Origin of the sequence: Ruegeria sp. HKCCE3926, assembly GCF_017872515.1 — a bacterium.
Classification (GTDB): Bacteria; Pseudomonadota; Alphaproteobacteria; order Rhodobacterales; family Rhodobacteraceae; genus Ruegeria.
On sequence record NZ_JAEDOU010000005.1, the window covers coordinates 171,788 to 190,246 of the forward strand.

Here is an 18,459-nt window from a genome sequence, read left to right on the forward strand (position 1 = left end):
GCAAGCCGCGCCTCCCCCGGGATATTTGGGGCCAGATGAACAAGGGGCATGACTTGTTGTCTTTCTGCGCTACACTCGGGGTATGCGCTGGTTGATTGCGGCATTGATGGTGATTTCGGGCGGGGCCGCTGCGCAGGAGCGACGGCCAAGTCATTGTGTCGCCATTGCCGATGCGGCGCCCGGAATCGAGTATCTGCACAGGGCGGCCTGGCAGGATCCGGTGCCGGAATTCTCGGTGCGGATTAGCTATATCGCGCATGCCTCTTTCATGATCCAGACCCGCGGCGGGCTGAATGCGGTGACGGATTTTACCGGATTTATCGGCAGCGCAAACCTGATCCCCGACGTGGTGACGATGAACCACGCCCACGGCACGCATTGGACGGCGCATCCCGACCCGGCCATTCCGCATGTTCTCCCGGGGTGGGGAGAGTTCGGGAAAGGTATCGAGCATCATCTGGATCTGGGTGAGATGCTGGTGCGCAATGTCTCGACCGATATCCGGTCTGTATATGGTGGGGTCGAAGAACGCGGCAATTCAATTTTTGTGTTCGAGGTTGAGGGGTTGTGCATAGGTCATCTGGGACATTTGCATCATGTCCCTTCGGATGAACAGTTTGCCGCGCTCGGGCGGCTGGATGTGGTCATGGCCGCCGTGGATGGCGGGACCACGATGCCTCTGCCCGATATGATTGCGGTTCTGAAACGGCTGAAGAGTTCTGTCATCATTCCGATGCACTGGTTCTCGCAGTTCTCGCTGGATCGGTTCCTGGTGGATATCAGGGATACATTTCCGGTTGAGCGCGACGGGGTGTCGGAGATCACCGTTTCGTTGCGGAACCTTCCGGACCGCCCTACGGTTGTGGTGCTTGAGCCGCGCTATCTGATTGATCTTGAATAAGGCTTGCGGCAACCGCATCGCTTGGGCATTGGAGGCGCATGAGTTTGAACCCCGCTGATGACCGTTTTGCCGCGCTGCTCCGTTCGAAACTGGGCGACGGTGTGCTGCGCCCCGTAGAGGAACGGTATTTGGAAGAACCGCGTGGGCGTTTTTCGGGACGGGTCGGTCTGCTGGCCTTGCCGCGCAACACCGATGAGGTGGCGCAGCTGGTAAAATTGGCTGCGCAGTCACAGATTCCGATTGTTCCATATGGCGGCGGCACTGGCCTGGTCGGCGGGCAGGTGATGTCGGCGGGGCCTGCGCCGTTGGTGATCTCGTTGGAACGGATGACCGTCATCCGGTCTGTCTTTCCAACCGAGAACGTTCTGGTCGCCGAAGCCGGGGCTATTCTTCAAGATGTTCAGGCCGCAGCCGAGGCGGTAAACCGGTTGTTTCCTTTGTCATTGGCGGCGCAGGGATCCTGCCGGATCGGAGGCAACCTGTCGACCAACGCAGGGGGCGTCAACGTTTTGCGGTATGGCAACGCGCGCGACCTGTGCCTGGGGCTTGAGGCGGTGCTGCCCAGTGGTGAGATCTGGCACGGCCTCAGCCGGCTGCGAAAGGACAACACCGGCTATGACCTGCGCAACCTGCTGATCGGGGCCGAGGGGACGCTGGGGATCATCACTGCCGCATCGCTCAAGCTGTTCCCACGACCTGCCGGTGTAGGGACGGCGGTGTTTCATGTGGCTTCTCCTGAAGCGGCGATCGACCTGCTGGCTTTGGCGCGGGACAAGGTGGGTGAGGCCGTCAGTACGTTTGAGCTGATCCACCGGCAGGGGCTAGATTTCCTGACCGAGGTTCTGCCGGATGTCCGTCAACCGTTCGCCTCGCCCCCGGAGTGGAGCGTATTGATCGAGCTGGGTCTGGCTGACGGGCATTCACCATTTGCCGCATTGGAGGGACTCTTTGTTCGCGCTGAAGAGCTTGGTCAGGTTCAGGACGGAGTAATCGCCCAAAGTGAAGCGCAGCGGGCCGATTTGTGGGCGGTGCGCGAACGCATTCCCGAAGCCAATCGTTTGATCGGGTCAGTGTCGAGCCATGATATCTCGATCCCGATTTCCAGAATTCCCGATTTCATTTGCGAAGGCAGAAAATTGATTGCGGGCCTGGGGCCCTTCCGGATCAATTGCTTTGGCCATCTTGGTGACGGCAATCTGCATTACAACGTGTTCCCGCCCAAAGGGCGGCACCGATCGGAATTTGATGATCAAAGAGGCGCGATCAAGCAGGCCGTCCATGATCTGGTTTACGCCTTCGACGGATCAGTCAGTGCCGAACATGGGGTCGGGCGCCTCAAGACCAACGATTTGGAACGCTATGGCGATCCAGCCAAGCTGGGCGCGATGCGGGCTATCAAACTGGCATTGGACCCGCAGGGCATCATGAATCCCGGCGCGGTACTGAAAGGGTGAACACGGCCCGAGCGTCGGACCGTGCCCGGTTGTTTCTTACGAGGCAGGCAGGATCACCTTGTCGATCACATGGATCACGCCGTTCTTGGTTTCGATGTCGGCCTGAACCACGTTGGCGTCATTCACCATCACACCCGAATCCAGATCGATCGTGATATCGCCGCCTTGTACGGTTGCAGCCGTCATGTCATCGCTCAGATCACCTGACATCACTTTGCCCGGCACGACGTGGTAGGTCAGAATGGCCACCAGCTGATCCTTGTTTTCGGGCTTCAGCAAGTTTTCGACGGTGCCTTCGGGCAAAGCCGCGAACGCGTCATCGGTGGGGGCAAATACGGTGAACGGGCCTTCGCCTTTGAGTGTGTCCACCAGTTCGGCGGCCTGAACTGCCGCGACGAGTGTTTCAAAGCTGCCAGCGGAGACGGCTGTGTCGACAATGTCCTTGCCGTGACCATCGGCGAATGCAGCAGTGCTGAACAGGATCGAGGCGACACCGGCGGCGGCGAATTTGCGGAACATGAGCTAAACTCCCTAGGTTGAAATGCTTCAAGCAGCATCACCCGGGGTACGGGGCAACCTGACCACAAGATCACTTGTATTGATCCGTTTTGCGCCTTGATCGGCGCAAAAACCGCGCTAAGCCCGCCCGGTTTTCAGTTTCCAGTCACGTTTTTGTGAAAAACTCCTGGTCAGAGTCCTTCGAATTCGCACAGGACATGCACGTCCATGCCCATCTCTTCCAACACTTTGCTGCCGCCAAGTTCGGGCAGGTCAATGATGAAGGCGCACGAGACGATTTCGCCCCCAAGCCGTTCGATCAGCTTAATACCCGCCGCGGCAGTTCCGCCCGTGGCCAGCAGATCGTCAACCACCAGAATTTTTTCACCGGGTTGGATGGCATCGTCATGAATCTCGACGATCGCCTCTCCGTATTCCAACTTGTAGTCCTGACTGATTGTTGTGCCGGGCAGTTTGCCCTTCTTGCGGATCGGGACAAAACCGACGCTCAACTGATGCGCAATCGCACCGCCCAGAATGAACCCGCGTGCTTCAAGCCCGACCACTTTGTCGATCCGCTCACCGGCATAGGGGTGCAGCATCTGGTCAATCGCCATCCGAAACCCGCGGGGGTCGGCAAACAGGGTTGTCACATCCCGAAACATGATCCCTTCATGGGGGAAATCGACGATGGTTCGGATGTAATCTTTGACAGATTTGTTTCTGGACATGGACCAACCTTTTAGCGTCAAACACAGGTATTGTGTTTGGCCCAACGGGGTTGGCCATGCAAGGAACAATTCCACGGCTGGATCAGCACGGGAGTGAGGTTGCAGCGTTGAGCAGGCCAAAAACCGACGCAACTTGTGCGCCGGCCAAGATAAGTCTCCGACCCATTTTCTTGCTTGCTGCCACCTGTTCCAAACAGTTCCACGCTCGAATTTCCGGTAGCGCAATGAGCAATCTGTTTGGTTTGCAATTCGACATGTCCGTGTCTCAGGCGCGGTCGGCTTCAATTGCGAGGAGCTGGCTCAAGAACGGTCCGAAGGTGGCAAGGTTCATTGTCAATATCCTGTCCTTGCCGTTAAGTGCCCGATAACGACAAAAACTATGCTATGGATATGCACAGCATCGCCAGATAGAGCTTAACTTCGTTGGGAAAAATACACGTGGCCAGGAATGAAGGCAAAGGATCGACCAAGAAAAATAGTCAGTTGGTCTTACGCCTCGACAGGGATGAACGTGACTCGTTTGTCGAGCTTTGCAAAGAGCTGGACACGTCGGCTGCGCGCGAAATCCGCAGATTTATCCGTGGATTCATGAAAGAGCACGCCGAAGACTGATGCGGTGTCAGGCCGGTCGGCGTAGGACCGCCGTGGCCATACCCATGCCGATCAAGGTCAACCCGCCAAACCGTGTCATCGCAGTGATTACGCTGGCGCGGCCGATCAAACGCCGCAACCTGTCTGCCAACAGGGCGTAGGCCAACGCGTTCAACCAGGCCAGCCCGACGAATGTGGCAATCAGGATGACGAACTGAGGTCCAAGCGGTTCAGCGGGGCGTATGAACTGCGGCACAAAGGCAATGAAGAAGGCAACGGATTTCGGGTTCAGGGCTGTGACGGCGGCTGCGTGGCCCAATACGCTGCGCGCTGTGACATCCCGCCCGGTGTCGACCATGTTCAATCCACCGGCTGGCGCACTGCGCAACAGCTTGATCCCAAGCCAGACCAGATAGGCCGCGCCCACCCATTTGAGAACGGAAAACAACGTGGCCGAAGCCAGAACAAGCGCGCCAAGCCCCAGCAAAGATGCGGTCATGGCCAAAAGATCGCCCACCGCCACCCCCGTGGCCGATGCGACGGCGACACTTCGCCCCTTGGACAGGGCATAGCTGAGAACCAGCAACACCGTCGGGCCGGGGAGCAGCAGCAAAGCCGTAGATGCAGCCACAAAGGCCAGCCAGACTTCAAAAGGCATGATGCGGTTCCTTTACTCAACTCAATTCATACAGATTTTCTGTCATACTACGAATTGGATTCAAGTCGACAATGTCGGATTCAATTTCCCTGTTCGAGGCGCTAAAACAGGCCAAATACGCAAAACGCATTACGCTCGAAACCCAAGAAGTCGCAGGAAACACTTAAAGAAAAATGCCAGGGAACGTTCCGTTCTGACAAACCGGCAGGACAACAAACCTTACCAGTACCCTGTGCCAGGCCGGGTTTCGGCGCGATTTCCGGCCATCAGTAGCAAAACCGGGCGTTTACATCACACGCCCGGCCACCGCATCCAACTTGGCCATAAGCGCCGGGTCGCGCTTTTCCGGTGCGGTCAGGATCGCGTATTCCAGCGCCCGGTCGCAACCGTGCGGGCAGGGTGTTCGTTCGGCCCCCAGAAGGGACGGCAGGCCCTTGACCAGTGCGCGGCCTTTTTCGGCATTGCCGGTCAGGGTGGCGATGATCGTGGTCACGTCCACCTCGCCATGGTCCGGGTGCCAGCTGTCATAATCGGTGACCATCGCGATCGACGCGTAACACAGCTCGGCCTCGCGGGCGAGTTTCGCCTCGGGCATGTTGGTCATGCCGATCACGTCACAGCCCCATTGCTCGCGATACATCCTGGATTCCGCAAGGCTTGAAAACTGGGGGCCCTCCATCGCCAGATAGGTGCCGCCCCGGTGGATTGTGATGCCGGCGGCCTTACCTGCCGTCTCGCATGCGTCCGACAGGCGTGGGCAGGTGGGGTGAGCAACGCTGACATGGGCAACGCAGCCCGTTCCGAAAAAGCTTTTGTCCCGTGCAAAAGTGCGATCGATGAACTGATCGACAATCACGAAGTCACCCGGTGCCATATGTTCGCGGAACGATCCGCAGGCCGACACCGAGATCACGTCCGTCACGCCCAACCGTTTCAGCGCATCGATATTGGCGCGATAAGGTACATCGGTGGGTGAATGCACATGACCGCGCCCATGACGTGGCAGAAAGGCCATTTCGATACCGTCAAGCGACCCTGTCAGGATCTGGTCTGACGGCGTACCCCAAGGGGTCTCAACCTCTACCCATTCCGGGTTTTCCAGCCCATCGATGTCATAGATGCCCGATCCGCCGATGACGGCTATTCTGGTTTGGGTCACTGTCCTGCTCCGCCTGAATAACTGATGTTGAATTTGTGCGGGTTCAGCCCGGATTTGACAAGAGGCCTATTCCCGTAACGTCAACAGGTTGCGCTGCTGCGATTGCACGGTGAAATCGGCCCAGGCTGCGCCGAACGTACCCAGAGACCAGGTCAGATCCTGTGATTGCCCGTGCCGGTCTCGGAAGACAAAGCGGAACGCATCGCCGGTCAGCATGGCGTCCAAAAGCGCCTCGGCACGTTGGTCTTCGAAGGTACAGCCAAGCCCGGTCAGGCATCCGGGGCGCCGCGTGCGCCATATGACTTCTTCGCCGTTGTCGATGCGAAATCCGGATGGGTTGAAGAAAGTGCCCGGCTCGATCCCGAATTCAACTTTGAAACCTTCAGGTTCGGGCGTAATGAATACGAACTGTGCCGCAAATTTTGGCCGAAAGGAAAACACCTCGGCCCGTCGGATGTAACACCGCTGCCGCAGGGTGTTGTCTTCTTCGCGCTCGTCACAGATCGAATTCCAGATGCCGAAAATCTCGTGATGCGTTACCCGCCAGTTGCCGGCCGTGTCATTGCCATCCAAATCCTGTGCAAGGACGGGAAAGGCCGGGAACAGTAAGAAGAGGATCCAACGCATGGCCTCACATGTTGTGGCTTCATCATGTTCTGCAAATCAACTTGCCGCGAGCGTCACGTATGCGTCACACGCATGGCTGCATCCCGTTTTATGCAGTAGCTCAATGCCGGCGCGCCAGCTACAACGACGCCTTCGCGCGAACATATAATCCTATAGGACTGTCTGATGCCCCGAGCCTTGCTGGCAAGCTTTGCCAATCGCCTCGCCATTCCCGATCTGCGCTGGGTTCCAGATGAAGGGCTGACCGTCTCACGCCTGCGGATCGAGCTGCTGTCCGGCCTGACTGTTGCTCTTGCACTGGTGCCCGAGGCGGTGGCCTTTGCCTTTGTGGCGGGTGTGCACCCGCTGGTCGGTCTTTATGCGGCGTTTTTGGTCGGTTTGATCACCGCACTGATCGGTGGACGGCCGGGCATGATCTCGGGCGCGACCGGCGCGCTTGCGGTTGTCATGGTGGCACTGGTGGCCGAGCATGGGGTTGAATACCTGTTCGCGACCGTTGTTCTTATGGGAATCCTTCAGGTCATCGCCGGGGCGATGCATTGGGGGCGCTTCATCCGTTTGGTGCCGCATCCTGTCATGCTGGGCTTTGTGAACGGTCTGGCCATCGTGATCTTTCTTGCCCAGATGGGGCAGTTCAAAGTGCCCGGAACCATGGAAAATACCGGTCATGGCATGGGCGGCGGCGAATGGTTGTCCGGGATGCAGCTTTACACCATGTTGGGTCTTGTCGGGCTGACAATGGCAGTGATCTGGGTCATGCCCCGGATTACACGCATCATTCCTGCGCCGCTGGCCGGTATTCTGGTTGTCGCGGCAATCGTGATCGGTTTTGGCCTTGATGTGCCGCGCGTCGGCGATCTGGCATCGATCGAAGGCGGCCTGCCTTCCTTCCATATTCCAATGGTTCCTCTGAACTGGGAAACCTTTGAGATCATCCTGCCATATGCAGTCATTCTGGCCGCCATCGGCCTGATCGAATCCTTGCTGACCCTGAACCTTGTGGGTGAGATCACAGGCAAGCGTGGTGGGGCGTCTCAGGAATGCATCGCGCAGGGCGCATCGAATATCGTGACCGGATTTTTCGGCGGCATGGGCGGTTGCGCGATGATCGGGCAGTCGATGATCAACGTGAAATCCGGCGGGCGTACTCGTATTGCCGGAATTGCAGCAGCGCTTTTCCTGCTGGTCTTCATCCTGTTCGCATCACCCCTGATCGAACAAATCCCGCTGGCCGCGCTGGTTGGCGTGATGTTCATGGTTGTGATCGGCACCTTTGCGTGGAACTCGTTCAAAATTCTGCGCAAAGTACCAATGACCGATGCGTTCGTCATCGTTCTGGTCACTGTCGTAACGGTGATGGAGGACTTGGCCGTTGCCGTTGTGGTCGGCGTCATCGTCTCGGCGCTGGCCTATGCCTGGAACAATGCCAAGCGCATTCATGCGGTCACGCGTGACTCCGAGACCGAGAAAGGCGCGAAAGTCTATGAAATTCAGGGGCCGTTGTTCTTTGGGTCCTCTGACGGCTTTATCGAACTGTTCGACGTCCCGAACGATCCCGAAACCGTCATCATCGATTTCGCCGAAAGCCGCGTGGTGGATCAGTCCGCGCTGCAAGCCATCGAGAATATCGCAGGAAAATACGAGGCAGCAGGCAAACGAGTCATGCTGCGCCACCTGAGCCGGGATTGTCACAAACTGCTGAACAAAGCCGGACACCTCATGGTCGACAGTGATGATGACCCGGACTACGAACTGGCGGTAGATTACTCTGTCCGCACCGGTATTCTGGGCGGGCACTGACTTCGAAAGGCGGCCAATCAGGCCGCCTTTTTCAAGGGTCCAAGCGCTCCAGCTTATCGATATCTCCCGTCAGCAGAGCGCTTTCGGCTTCGGCGATCAGTTCGGCTGGCCAATCCCACCACTTTAAAGCAAGCAACCGCTCGATTGTGTCGGCGTCAAACCGGTATCGCCGTACTTCGGCAGGATTGCCCGAGACGATCGCATACGGCGGGATGGTTCCACGCACGACTGAACCCGCGCCGATTATCGCTCCGTCACCGATACTGGCTCCTGGCATGATCAGCGCGCCATAGCCGATCCAGACATCATTGCCGATCACGGTGTCACGGACGTCCGGCTGGAATTCCAGCATCTGTTCCGGATCGAAAACCGGAAAGGGAAAGCAGGTTATCCCATCCGTTGCGTGATTTGCCGAGGCTGTCACAAAGCGGACGCCATGGGCAATTTGGCAAAACTTTCCCAAAACCAGCTTTTCGCGCGAGAACTCGAACAGGTAAGGGGCCAACCGATTGGCCCAATCCTCGGGTTCGTCAAAATCTGATGCGTAGGTGTAATCTCCCACCTGAATTCTGGGGTGGTTGATAACTCGTGACAGAAAGGCCGTTCCTTTATGTTCCGTGCCGTCAGGCAGAGTGACAGGATATCGGCGCGCAGCGTCAGGCAGGGGCATCAGTCATCCGGTCTCGAAAGGCTGAACAACTCGGAAACGACAGAGTAATCGCGATACCCGAGCCGTGCCAAAGGTTGGAACGAGGTCACGTCAAACTTGCCATCCCGAATATGATCGTCGTGCAGGTGTACACCTGTCACTTCGCCAAACACCACCCGATTGGCTTCACCGGGCAGCGTGACGATCTGGGTCAGCTTGCATTCCAGCGCAGCTGGAACCCCTTCGATCCGTGCGCAGGGTATGGTTTCGCATTCTATGGGTGAAAGCCCGGCATGCGAAAACTCATCAACTTCTTTCGGCAACCCGGCCGAACTTGCATTCATTGCGTCCCGATGCGCTTGGGCCACGACATTTACGCAAAACACGCCCGTGGCCTCGATATTGGCGATGCTGTCCTTGCCGGCGTTCTGATCCTGTTTGGTGCCGGTCGAGGCAAACATGACCTGTGGTGGCGTATAGGCGACGCCGTTAAAGAAGGAATAGGGTGCCAGATTGTTGACCCCATCCGCGTCCCGAGTCGAAATCCAGCCAATCGGGCGCGGCGTGATGATGGCGTTGAACGGGTTGTGCGGCAATCCGTGGCCGTCTTCGGGGCGGTAGAACATCTGATCTCCAAGCGTTTGCCCAAGGCGTAGCGAAGTGCTAGGGCGATTGCCAGCAAGTAAATGAGGGCAGGGTGCAGCAATTCGGGATCAGGCCGGAAGAGCCGGACGACTGGTGGGAGGTCGAAGCCCTGTATGACCTGTGTTTTGCGCCGGGTCGCGAGGCTTTGTCGTCCTACCGCTTGCGTGATGATGTACCGCCGGTTGCGGGCTTGTCTTTGGTCGTGCGCGACGGTCAGGGGATTCTGGCCGGTGCGATCCGGTTCTGGCCGGTTCATGTTGGTGATCATGATGCTCTGCTGCTGGGGCCGGTTGCCGTGCACCCCACCCACCAAGGTGAAGGCCTGGGTGGATATCTGATACATGCAGGAGTCGAAGCGGGGCGCACCCGCGGTTGGCAGAGGGTCATGCTGGTCGGGGATCAGCCCTATTACAGCCGGTTCGGTTTCACGCGATTGCACGCGGTCGAAATGCCTCCGCCCACCAACCCTGACCGGGTTTTGGGGCTGGAACTGGTGCCCGGCGCCTGGTCCGGGGTTCAGGGCGCGGTGACACGTTGGAGCCGCTGACCTATTGAAACCATGCTGCGCAACGCCGATGTTGAAAGGCAGGAGGGCGTGAATGCAGAACGTTGTTCTTGTTGAAAACGTGGATACCGAGGCCGAACTGGATCGTTTGGCGGATCACTACCGGTCCGCCGGAGGGGTCGGCGTGAAACTTCTCAACAAACTTGGGGGGTCAGCCGAGTCTTTGCTGGAGCAATTGCCAGAACCCGTTCGGAATGGCCTGACAGGCGCAACCGAACAGGCGTTATGGCTGGCGATGCATGCGGCCGAGGGCTCGCGGCGCGCGGTTCCTGATCAACAGCCCTGGGTCAATACCGCGCTGACGACTGCCATGGGTGCGGCCGGGGGGCTGGGCGGCGTTTCGACAGCCTTGATGGAGCTGCCCGCGACAACCGCGATGCTGCTGCGTGCCATTCAAGGGGCCGCCGCGCGCGAGGGGTTTGATCCCTCTGCCGAAAACGTAAAGTTCGATTGCGTCCGCGTCTTGTCGGCAGCTGGACCATTGTCGCATGATGATGGGGCAGACCTGGGGTTTTTCTCGGTCCGGCTGACCCTGACCGGACCGGCCATGCAACGCCTGATTGCCGCCGTTGCGCCGCGTTTTTCGATAGTACTGGGGCAAAAGCTTGCAGCCCAGTCCGTTCCTGTGCTGGGGGCATTGGCCGGCGGTGGCACGAATTATGTCTACACGCGCTACTACCAACAGATAGCGCGCGTGCATTTCGGTTTGCGCCGGTTGGCAATTGACGCTGACATCCCCCATGAGGATCTGGCACGGCGGCTTTCTGCCCGAATGTAGGCGATATCCTGGGCGACGTGAGTGACTTGGCGTGTGATACATCATGTGGTATGATTGCAAGTGCCAGCCGCTAGATTGGGTGAGCGTACCAATTTGGATGGCTGACGTTCGACCGAAAGGGAGCGTCGCTTGATGAAAGCACGATTGTTGCTTCATGACCTTCCAAAAGCTGCAAGGCAGCCAGTTTTGCGGCAATCCTCGGCTTTGTGTTTCCGGATCAAGCGCGGCCGTCCCAAGATTTTGTTGGTCACGACACGCAAGGCACGGCGATGGATCATTCCCAAAGGATGGCTCATCCCCGGTCTGAGCCCGCAGGAAACCGCATTGCAAGAGGCTTGGGAAGAGGCGGGCGTATCTGGTCGGATCAGCGGGGTGCGACTGGGGCAGTTCCTGCACCACAAACATCATTCGAACCGGCCCCCATCCTTATGTCTGGTGGATGTTTTTCCAGTGCATGTAAGCGCTGTGTCGCAGGAATACCCGGAAAAGACCGAGCGTCGGCGCAAATGGTTTTCGCCGAAAAAAGCGGCGCTAAAGGTCGATTCTCATGAGCTCGCTGAATTGTTGCGCGACTTTAAGCCGTACTCACATTGAAGTAGCATCTGATAGGCTTGATATTGTCACCTTGATCGGTATCTATTCGCCAATCGTTTTTTTGGACTGAACATGATTCAATACGCGTTGAAATGCAGCGAAGGCCACAGTTTCGACAGTTGGTTCCAATCCGCAGAAGCCTATGACAAGCTGGCCTCTGTGGGTATGGTCACCTGCGCGGTTTGCGGGTGCACGCAGGTCGAGAAAGCGGTCATGACGCCTCGCGTCCGCCCGGCGCGGAATGCCAGGAAGAAAAGTGAAATCCGTTCCACTCCGGAAGAAAAGATCGACGTTGCAACGCCATCGCCCGAAATCGAGAAGGTTTTGGCCGAAATGCGCCGCCATGTCGAAGAAAACTCGGATTATGTCGGGAAAGATTTCGCCAGCGAGGCGCGCAAGATTCATCTGGGCGAGGCTCCGGAGCGTGCCATCTACGGAGAAGCCAAGCTGGATGAGGCGAAATCCCTGATCGAAGATGGCGTGCCGGTGGCTCCGCTGCCGTTTGTCCCCAGCAGAAAGACCAATTGATCATGCACATCATGATCACCGGCGCCAATCGCGGCATCGGGCAAGCCCTGGCAAAGCATTACGTGAACCGGGGGGACAAGGTCACTGGGACGGCGCGTGACGGCAGCATGCAGGTGCGTCTGGATGTGTCCGATCCCGTGCAGCAATCCGCCATGGCAGAACAGATGAAAGACCAGCCTGTCGACCTGCTGGTCTGCAATGCCGGCGTGTATCTGGACAAGGGGCATTCGATCGATGGCTACCCGGCCGACATGTGGGCGCAAAGCTTTGCGGTAAATGTCACGGGGGTCTTTCTGACCATACAGACCCTGTTGCCTAACCTGCGCGCCGCGGGCGGTAAAGTTGCGATCCTTTCGTCGAAAATGGCGTCGCACACACTTGCGCCGGGTGGCAGTTATATCTACCGCGCATCCAAGGCGGCGGCTCTGAACCTTGGGCGGAATCTGGCGATGGATCTCAAAGATGACGGGATTGCCGTCGGCATCTATCATCCGGGCTGGGTTCAGACGGATATGGGCGGTGCAGCGGCGGATATCGATGTGGATCAGGCCGTGTCCGGCCTGATTGAACGATTTGATGCCTTGTCGCTAAGCACAACGGGCTGTTTTGAAACCTATGACGGGCAACCGCACGCCTACTGAGAGGCCAATGCGGCTTTGGGGATTTCGAAGACCTCACCAGGTTCAATGTAGACCACCATCATATCGCCTCGCGTTTCATGTGAGATTTTCGAGGTCGAATTGCTGGATTCCGGCACACCATCCTTGAAATAGATATTGCGCACATGTCCGCCTCCCAGGGCCACTGCGACCGTTATGTTTCCGTCATCATGGCGGCGCAGTTCCGCGTGGCAGCTTTGTACGGGATCACCGGCATTTGCAGCGCAGGGAATTGTGCCCAACGCGTTCTTGCCGTCCGTCCCGGCAACACTCGCGACCTGGGCCAGTGCAGGCGATGATAATAGGGCAAAGGCGAGGGCTAGGCGAAACATGAGGAACCTCTTTATCTGGTTGTTATCCTCAGGCTGACATCGCGCCGGTGCAATGTAAAGCGGCCCTGCGCCGCAGGCAGAACTCCTTTGCGCCCTTGCCCTTGCGGTGCCCCTCGCTTATGAGGCACGGAACGTCAAATCCAAGGCGCGGAGACTTTTGCCCCCATGCCCGTACTCGTAATGAAATTCGGCGGCACATCGGTCGCCAATCTGGACCGCATCCGCCGCGCCGCCAAACGTATCGGCGTTGAAGTTGCCAAGGGCTATGACGTGATCGTCATCGTCTCGGCCATGTCGGGCAAGACCAACGAGCTTGTGGGCTGGGTGAACGAAACGTCGCCTCTGTTCGACGCCAGGGAATACGACGCGGTCGTGTCCTCGGGCGAGAATGTTACAGCTGGACTGATGGCGCTGACCTTGCAGGAAATGGACATCCCCGCGCGCAGCTGGCAGGGCTGGCAGGTGCCGCTGCTGACCACCAGCGCGCACAGTCAGGCGCGGATCGAGGAAATCCCGACCGAGAACCTGAATCAGAAATTCGGCGAAGGAATGCGCGTTGCCGTGGTTGCAGGCTTCCAAGGGATCAGCCCCGAAGGCCGCATCACCACGCTGGGTCGGGGTGGGTCGGATACCACGGCGGTTGCCTTTGCGGCAGCCTTCGACGCCGAACGCTGCGACATCTATACGGACGTTGATGGCGTCTATACCACCGATCCGCGCATCTGCGAAAAGGCACGCAAGCTGGACCGCATCTCGTTCGAAGAAATGCTGGAACTGGCGTCGCTTGGTGCCAAGGTGCTGCAAACCCGCTCGGTCGAACTTGCGATGCGATACAAAGTCAAACTGCGCGTTCTCTCAAGTTTTGAAGAACAATCCGATGAGGCCGGCACGCTGGTCTGCGACGAGGAGGATATCATGGAATCCAATGTTGTGGCCGGTGTGGCCTATTCCCGCGACGAGGCGAAAATGACCGTTGTTTCCGTGGCGGACCGCCCCGGCATCGCCACGACAATCTTCTCGGCGCTCAGCGAAGAGGGTGTGAACGTCGACATGATCGTCCAGAACATCTCGGACGAGGGACGCACGGACATGACCTTTTCCTGTCCCACCGATCAGGTGGCACGCGCCGAAAAAGCGCTGCTGGAGATCAAGGAAAAGGGCGAGCTGAACTATGCCGAACTGGTTGCAGACACTGATGTCTGCAAGGTCTCGGTTGTGGGTATCGGGATGCGCTCGCAATCGGGCGTGGCGGCCAAGATGTTCAAGGTGCTCTCGGATGAGGGGATCAACATCAAGGTCATTACAACCTCCGAGATCAAAATTTCCGTCCTTGTCGACAGGAAATACATGGAACTTGCTGTTCAGGCACTGCATGATGCCTTTGAACTGGACAAGGCGGCCTGAGCTTATCGGCCAAAGGTATCGCCTGACACACTAAATCGGTTGGGCCATGGCGGACGGCACGGAAACAGAATCCCGCAAGCTGCTGCGGCGGTTGCGCGAAGAAATGGCGAGCGAAGCCGCCGGTCAGGAACGTCTTGACCGGATCACGCACCTGATTGCCGACAGCATCAGGGCCGAGGTGTGTTCCATCTATCTGTTTCGCGATGAGGACACGCTGGAACTTTGCGCGACCGAGGGGCTGTCTCCGGAAGCGGTTCATAAAACCCGGATGCGCATGGGCGAAGGTCTTGTGGGGCGGGTCGCCAAGTTCGGCAAGGTCGTCAACACCGCCGACGCGCCGTCGGCCAAGGGCTTCCGTTACATGCCGGAAACCGGCGAGGAGCGGTACTCCTCGTTCCTGGGTGTGCCGGTTCAACGCCTTGGGGAAAAGCTGGGCGTTCTGGTCGTCCAGTCCCGCGAGGCGCGCGAGTTTTCCGCAGATGAGGTCTATGCACTGGAAGTGGTCGCCATGGTGCTGGCCGAAATGGCCGAGCTTGGCGCCTTTGTCGGCGAAGGCGCGGCCCTGTCACCCCTGCACCAGCAATCGGTTCTGCTGCGCGGCGGCCCGGCGCAGGAAGGGTCTGCCGAAGGGCATGTCTGGCTGCACGAACCCCGCGTGGTGGTTACCAACCCCATTGCCGAAGACCCTCACCGGGAACGCGAACGTTTGGTCGATGCGGTGGAAGAACTGCGCGTCGGCGTCGACAAGATGCTCGAAATTTCGCAGGGCGGCGACAAGGAACAGCTGAAGGTCCTGGAAGCTTACCGCATGTTTGCCAATTCCAAAGGCTGGATGCGGCGGATGGAGGAAGACATAGCCCTGGGTCTCAGCGCCGAAGCCGCGGTGGAGAAAGAACAATCCCAGGCCCGTGCGCGCATGGGGCAGGTCACCGATCCGTACTTGCGTGAACGTCTTGCGGATCTGGACGATCTCAGCAATCGCCTGCTGCGCATCCTGACTGGGCAAGGCAAGACGGACAGTGCTGATCTGCCACCCGATCCGATCCTGATCGCGCGCAATATCGGCCCCGGCGACTTGCTGGAATACGGACGGGCGCTGAAGGGGATCGTGCTTGAAGAAGGCTCTGTCGGCAGTCATGCCACGATTGTTGCGCGGGCGCTTGCGATTCCTTTGGTCGTGCATGTGGGCCGGATCACCACCGAGGCCCTGAACGGAGATCATATTCTGGTGGATGGCGATCAAGGTGTTGTGCATCTGCGCCCGGAAGACAGTGTGGTCAGTGCCTTCCGCGACAAGATCGCGATGCAGGCAAAGGCGCAGGAACGTTATGCGTCGATCCGCGAAACACCCTGCGTGACGCGCGATGGCTCGCGGATTAACCTTGTGATGAATGCAGGTCTGATGGCCGATCTGCCATCGCTTGACACCTCGGGCGCCGAGGGCGTTGGCCTGTTCCGCACTGAACTGCAATTCCTGATCCGCAACCAGATGCCGAAACGGTCAGAACTGGTCAGCCAGTATCAGCGCGTTCTGGACGCGGCAGGTGGCAAAAGGGTGGTATTCCGCACACTCGATATCGGGTCGGACAAGGTTCTGCCCTATATGAAGCACGTGGCGGAACCAAACCCGGCGCTGGGCTGGCGCGCCATTCGGGTCGGTCTGGACAAGCGCGGCGTCATGAGGATGCAGTTGCAGGCCCTGCTGCGCGCCGCCAATGGTCGACCGCTGACCATCATGTTCCCTTTTGTCGCGCAGGCCGAGGAATATCGCGAAGCCCGTTGGGAAGTGAACAAAACCATCGAGCGGGAAAAACGGTTGGGTCATGTGCTGCCCGAGATGCTTGAAGTTGGCGCGATGCTGGAAACGCCGTCGCTGGCCTTCGCGCCGCAGAAATTCTTTGACGAAGTGGACTTCATTTCGATCGGCGGGAACGATCTAAAGCAGTTCTTCTTTGCTGCTGACCGTGAAAACGAACTGGTCCGGCGTCGCTATGACACGTTGAATGTCAGCTTCCTGAGCCTGATGGAACGCATCGTCGAACGCTGCGATATCTCGGACACGCCACTCAGCTTCTGTGGCGAAGATGCTGGCCGCCCGGTCGAGGCCTTGTGCCTTGCGGCGATGGGGATTCGGACGCTGTCGATGCGGCCTGCCTCGATCGGCCCGGTCAAAAGCCTGCTGTTGCGGTCCAATCTGACGGAGGTTCGCAAAATCATCGCTGACGCGCGCCACCGCGGAGAGCAATCGGTGCGTCCTGCGGTCATGGACTGGCTGCGCCATCAGACCTGATGCGCTAAACGGCACGGTTTCTTCAAACTGTGCTTGATTTTTCATGGGCGGTTTTCTAATAGACATGCAATGTTAGCGATAACATATTGGGTTTTTCGGGGTATCACGCCGTGCTAAGCTGATATCGGCAAATTCAGAAGGAGCCTGTGATGGTTTCACGCGTAATTCCGGTAGAGCCATTTGATCTGGTACTTTTCGGTGCGACCGGCGATCTGGCGCAGCGTAAAATCCTGCCGGGCCTGTACCATCGCTTCGAGGTCGGCCAAATGCCCGACGGCGCGCGGATCATCGGTACGGCACGCTCTGATATCGACAATGACGGGTTTCGCGATCAGGTCCGAAAATCGATGGAACAGTTCGCGCCCGGTTTTTCCCGGGAAACAATGGATCGGTTCCTTGCCCATGTCGAATATGTGCCCGTGGATGCGCTGGGCGAGACCGGGTGGTCCGACCTGAAAGAACGGATGCGCGAAGACGTCGTGCGGGCCTTTTATTTGTCCGTTGGACCAAGCCTTTTTTCGGGTATCGCGCAGCGGCTGCATGACGCCGGTCTTGCGACACCTTACAGCCGCATTGTCGTCGAAAAACCATTTGGGCACGACCTTGCCTCGGCGAAGGCGCTGAACGAAGGCTTGCGTGCCTGTTTCGAAGAACATCAGATTTACCGGATCGACCATTATCTGGGCAAAGAGACCGTGCAGAATCTGATGGCGCTGCGCTTTGCCAACTCGCTGTTCGAACCGCTCTGGAATTCGACCCATATCGACCACGTGCAGATCACGGTGGCCGAGACCGTAAGCGTCGAAGGGCGCGGGGCCTATTACGATCAGTCCGGCGCAATGCGGGACATGGTCCAGAACCATCTGGTGCAGTTGCTGTGTCTGACCGCAATGGAACCGCCTTCGAAATTCTCGCCCAACGCGGTGCGCGATGAAAAGGTCAAGGTGATCGAAGCGCTCGAGCCCGTGGCCCAGTCTGACATCGCGCGCGGTCAGTACCGGGCCGAAAAGGGCGAGGGCGGTTATGTCGATCATGTCGGCAACCCCGCCAGCCGAACCGAAAGCTTCATCGCCCTCAAGGTTCATATTGGCAACTGGCGTTGGGCAGGTGTGCCGTTCTATCTGCGTACTGGCAAGCGTCTGCGCGCGCGGGAATCCGAAATTGCGGTGTTCTTCCGCGATCCGCCGCACACGATTTTTCCCAATGTCGGCCCTCTGCACGGAAACGTTCTGGTGATCCGGTTGCAACCTGACGAAGGAATCACCTTGCGCACCACGATCAAGGATCCGGGGCCGGGGGGCTTCCGGCTGTCGGATGTTGCGCTGGACATGAGCTTTGCCGATGCGCTTGGGGCCGAAGCGCAAGCCCCCGACGCTTATGAGCGGCTGATCATGGATGTCATCCGTGGCGATCAGACACTGTTCATGCGTGGGGACGAGGCCGAGGCCGCCTGGGCCTGGGTCGATCCCATCATTCAGGGCTGGGAGCAGCGCGGAGACCGCCCGTCCCGGTACGATCAGGGCAGTTCAGGCCCCGAAGAAGCATTGATGCTGATGCATCGCGATGGGCGCCGCTGGCGTCAGATCGGAGGGTAAT

Annotated in this window: 19 protein-coding genes; 11 read left to right on the plus strand and 8 right to left on the minus strand. The window is 58.4% G+C overall.

Features of this window, described 5'->3' with window-relative positions; genetic code table 11:
* Positions 1 to 82 precede the first annotated feature (82 nt).
* Together I9184_RS14385 and I9184_RS14390 are read left to right on the plus strand one after the other, a co-directional pair.
* Positions 83 to 901 (plus strand): MBL fold metallo-hydrolase, encoded by an 819-nt coding sequence (locus I9184_RS14385; RefSeq protein WP_171205647.1) that lies wholly within the window; start codon positions 83 to 85, stop codon positions 899 to 901.
* Between the two features lie 38 nt (positions 902 to 939).
* A complete protein-coding gene (locus I9184_RS14390; RefSeq protein ID WP_209834970.1) occupies positions 940 to 2,355 on the plus strand; it encodes an FAD-binding oxidoreductase in 1,416 nt (471 codons plus the stop codon).
* A 36-nt stretch (positions 2,356 to 2,391) separates the two neighbouring features.
* Here I9184_RS14390 and I9184_RS14395 read toward each other — a convergent pair whose 3' ends face one another.
* The 5 genes from I9184_RS14395 to I9184_RS14415 all read right to left on the minus strand — a co-directional run bounded on the left by I9184_RS14395 (position 2,392) and on the right by I9184_RS14415 (position 6,619).
* Positions 2,392 to 2,874, minus strand: coding sequence for a fasciclin domain-containing protein (locus I9184_RS14395; protein WP_209834972.1), 483 nt, complete (start codon positions 2,872 to 2,874; stop codon positions 2,392 to 2,394).
* A 170-nt stretch (positions 2,875 to 3,044) separates the two neighbouring features.
* Positions 3,045 to 3,584, minus strand: coding sequence for an adenine phosphoribosyltransferase (locus I9184_RS14400; RefSeq protein WP_152457268.1), 540 nt, complete (start codon positions 3,582 to 3,584; stop codon positions 3,045 to 3,047).
* A gap of 619 nt (positions 3,585 to 4,203) precedes the next feature.
* Positions 4,204 to 4,833, minus strand: a complete 630-nt coding sequence (locus I9184_RS14405; RefSeq protein ID WP_209834974.1) for a LysE family translocator — start codon at positions 4,831 to 4,833, stop codon at positions 4,204 to 4,206.
* 286 nt (positions 4,834 to 5,119) lie between these two features.
* Positions 5,120 to 5,992, minus strand: a complete 873-nt coding sequence (locus tag I9184_RS14410; RefSeq protein WP_209834976.1) for an S-methyl-5'-thioadenosine phosphorylase — start codon at positions 5,990 to 5,992, stop codon at positions 5,120 to 5,122.
* 66 nt (positions 5,993 to 6,058) lie between these two features.
* Positions 6,059 to 6,619 carry a hypothetical protein gene (locus I9184_RS14415; RefSeq protein WP_209834977.1) on the minus strand — a complete coding sequence of 187 codons (561 nt, stop codon included), beginning with the start codon at positions 6,617 to 6,619 and terminating at the stop codon, positions 6,059 to 6,061.
* Between the two features lie 165 nt (positions 6,620 to 6,784).
* On the opposite strand from I9184_RS14415, the gene I9184_RS14420 reads away from it, so the two are divergent.
* A complete protein-coding gene (locus tag I9184_RS14420; protein WP_209834978.1) occupies positions 6,785 to 8,419 on the plus strand; it encodes a SulP family inorganic anion transporter in 1,635 nt (544 codons plus the stop codon).
* 31 nt (positions 8,420 to 8,450) lie between these two features.
* Here the strand turns inward: I9184_RS14420 and I9184_RS14425 are convergent, their stop codons facing one another.
* Positions 8,451 to 9,089, minus strand: a complete 639-nt coding sequence (locus I9184_RS14425; RefSeq protein WP_209834979.1) for a CatB-related O-acetyltransferase — start codon at positions 9,087 to 9,089, stop codon at positions 8,451 to 8,453.
* Positions 9,089 to 9,694 carry a flavin reductase family protein gene (locus I9184_RS14430; protein ID WP_171636908.1) on the minus strand — a complete coding sequence of 202 codons (606 nt, stop codon included), beginning with the start codon at positions 9,692 to 9,694 and terminating at the stop codon, positions 9,089 to 9,091. Before I9184_RS14430 ends, I9184_RS14425 begins: the two co-directional genes overlap by 1 nt.
* Positions 9,695 to 9,765: 71 nt before the next feature.
* Here I9184_RS14430 and I9184_RS14435 point away from each other — a divergent pair, with 71 nt between their 5' ends.
* The 5 genes from I9184_RS14435 (at position 9,766) to I9184_RS14455 (ending at position 12,819) form a co-directional block, all read left to right on the plus strand.
* A complete protein-coding gene (locus tag I9184_RS14435; RefSeq protein ID WP_171636909.1) occupies positions 9,766 to 10,260 on the plus strand; it encodes an N-acetyltransferase in 495 nt (164 codons plus the stop codon).
* A gap of 52 nt (positions 10,261 to 10,312) precedes the next feature.
* Positions 10,313 to 11,056: an EcsC family protein gene (locus I9184_RS14440; protein ID WP_171724418.1), complete on the plus strand. Its 744-nt coding sequence runs from the start codon at positions 10,313 to 10,315 to the stop codon at positions 11,054 to 11,056.
* A 132-nt stretch (positions 11,057 to 11,188) separates the two neighbouring features.
* Entirely contained in the window at positions 11,189 to 11,650 is a 462-nt protein-coding gene (locus I9184_RS14445; RefSeq protein WP_171636911.1) for an NUDIX hydrolase, read from the plus strand.
* A gap of 72 nt (positions 11,651 to 11,722) precedes the next feature.
* Complete coding sequence (locus I9184_RS14450) at positions 11,723 to 12,178, plus strand: DUF1178 family protein (RefSeq protein WP_171330180.1); 456 nt, start codon at positions 11,723 to 11,725, stop codon at positions 12,176 to 12,178.
* Between the two features lie 2 nt (positions 12,179 to 12,180).
* A complete protein-coding gene (locus I9184_RS14455) occupies positions 12,181 to 12,819 on the plus strand; it encodes an SDR family oxidoreductase (RefSeq protein ID WP_209834980.1) in 639 nt (212 codons plus the stop codon).
* Here I9184_RS14455 and I9184_RS14460 read toward each other — a convergent pair.
* The gene (locus tag I9184_RS14460; protein ID WP_171363717.1) at positions 12,813 to 13,169 is read right to left on the minus strand and encodes a hypothetical protein; all 357 of its coding nucleotides are present in this window, start codon (positions 13,167 to 13,169) and stop codon (positions 12,813 to 12,815) included. The two genes, I9184_RS14455 and I9184_RS14460, sit on opposite strands and share 7 nt — an antisense overlap.
* Positions 13,170 to 13,334: 165 nt before the next feature.
* Between I9184_RS14460 and I9184_RS14465 the strand changes: the two genes are divergently transcribed.
* The 3 genes from I9184_RS14465 to zwf all read left to right on the plus strand — a co-directional run bounded on the left by I9184_RS14465 (position 13,335) and on the right by zwf (position 18,458).
* Positions 13,335 to 14,573: an aspartate kinase gene (locus I9184_RS14465; RefSeq protein ID WP_171636914.1), complete on the plus strand. Its 1,239-nt coding sequence runs from the start codon at positions 13,335 to 13,337 to the stop codon at positions 14,571 to 14,573.
* 46 nt (positions 14,574 to 14,619) lie between these two features.
* Complete coding sequence (ptsP, locus tag I9184_RS14470) at positions 14,620 to 16,863, plus strand: phosphoenolpyruvate--protein phosphotransferase (protein WP_209834981.1); 2,244 nt, start codon at positions 14,620 to 14,622, stop codon at positions 16,861 to 16,863.
* Positions 16,864 to 17,012: 149 nt separating this feature from the next.
* The gene (gene zwf / locus I9184_RS14475) at positions 17,013 to 18,458 is read left to right on the plus strand and encodes a glucose-6-phosphate dehydrogenase (protein ID WP_209834982.1); all 1,446 of its coding nucleotides are present in this window, start codon (positions 17,013 to 17,015) and stop codon (positions 18,456 to 18,458) included.
* Position 18,459: the final 1 nt, after the last annotated feature.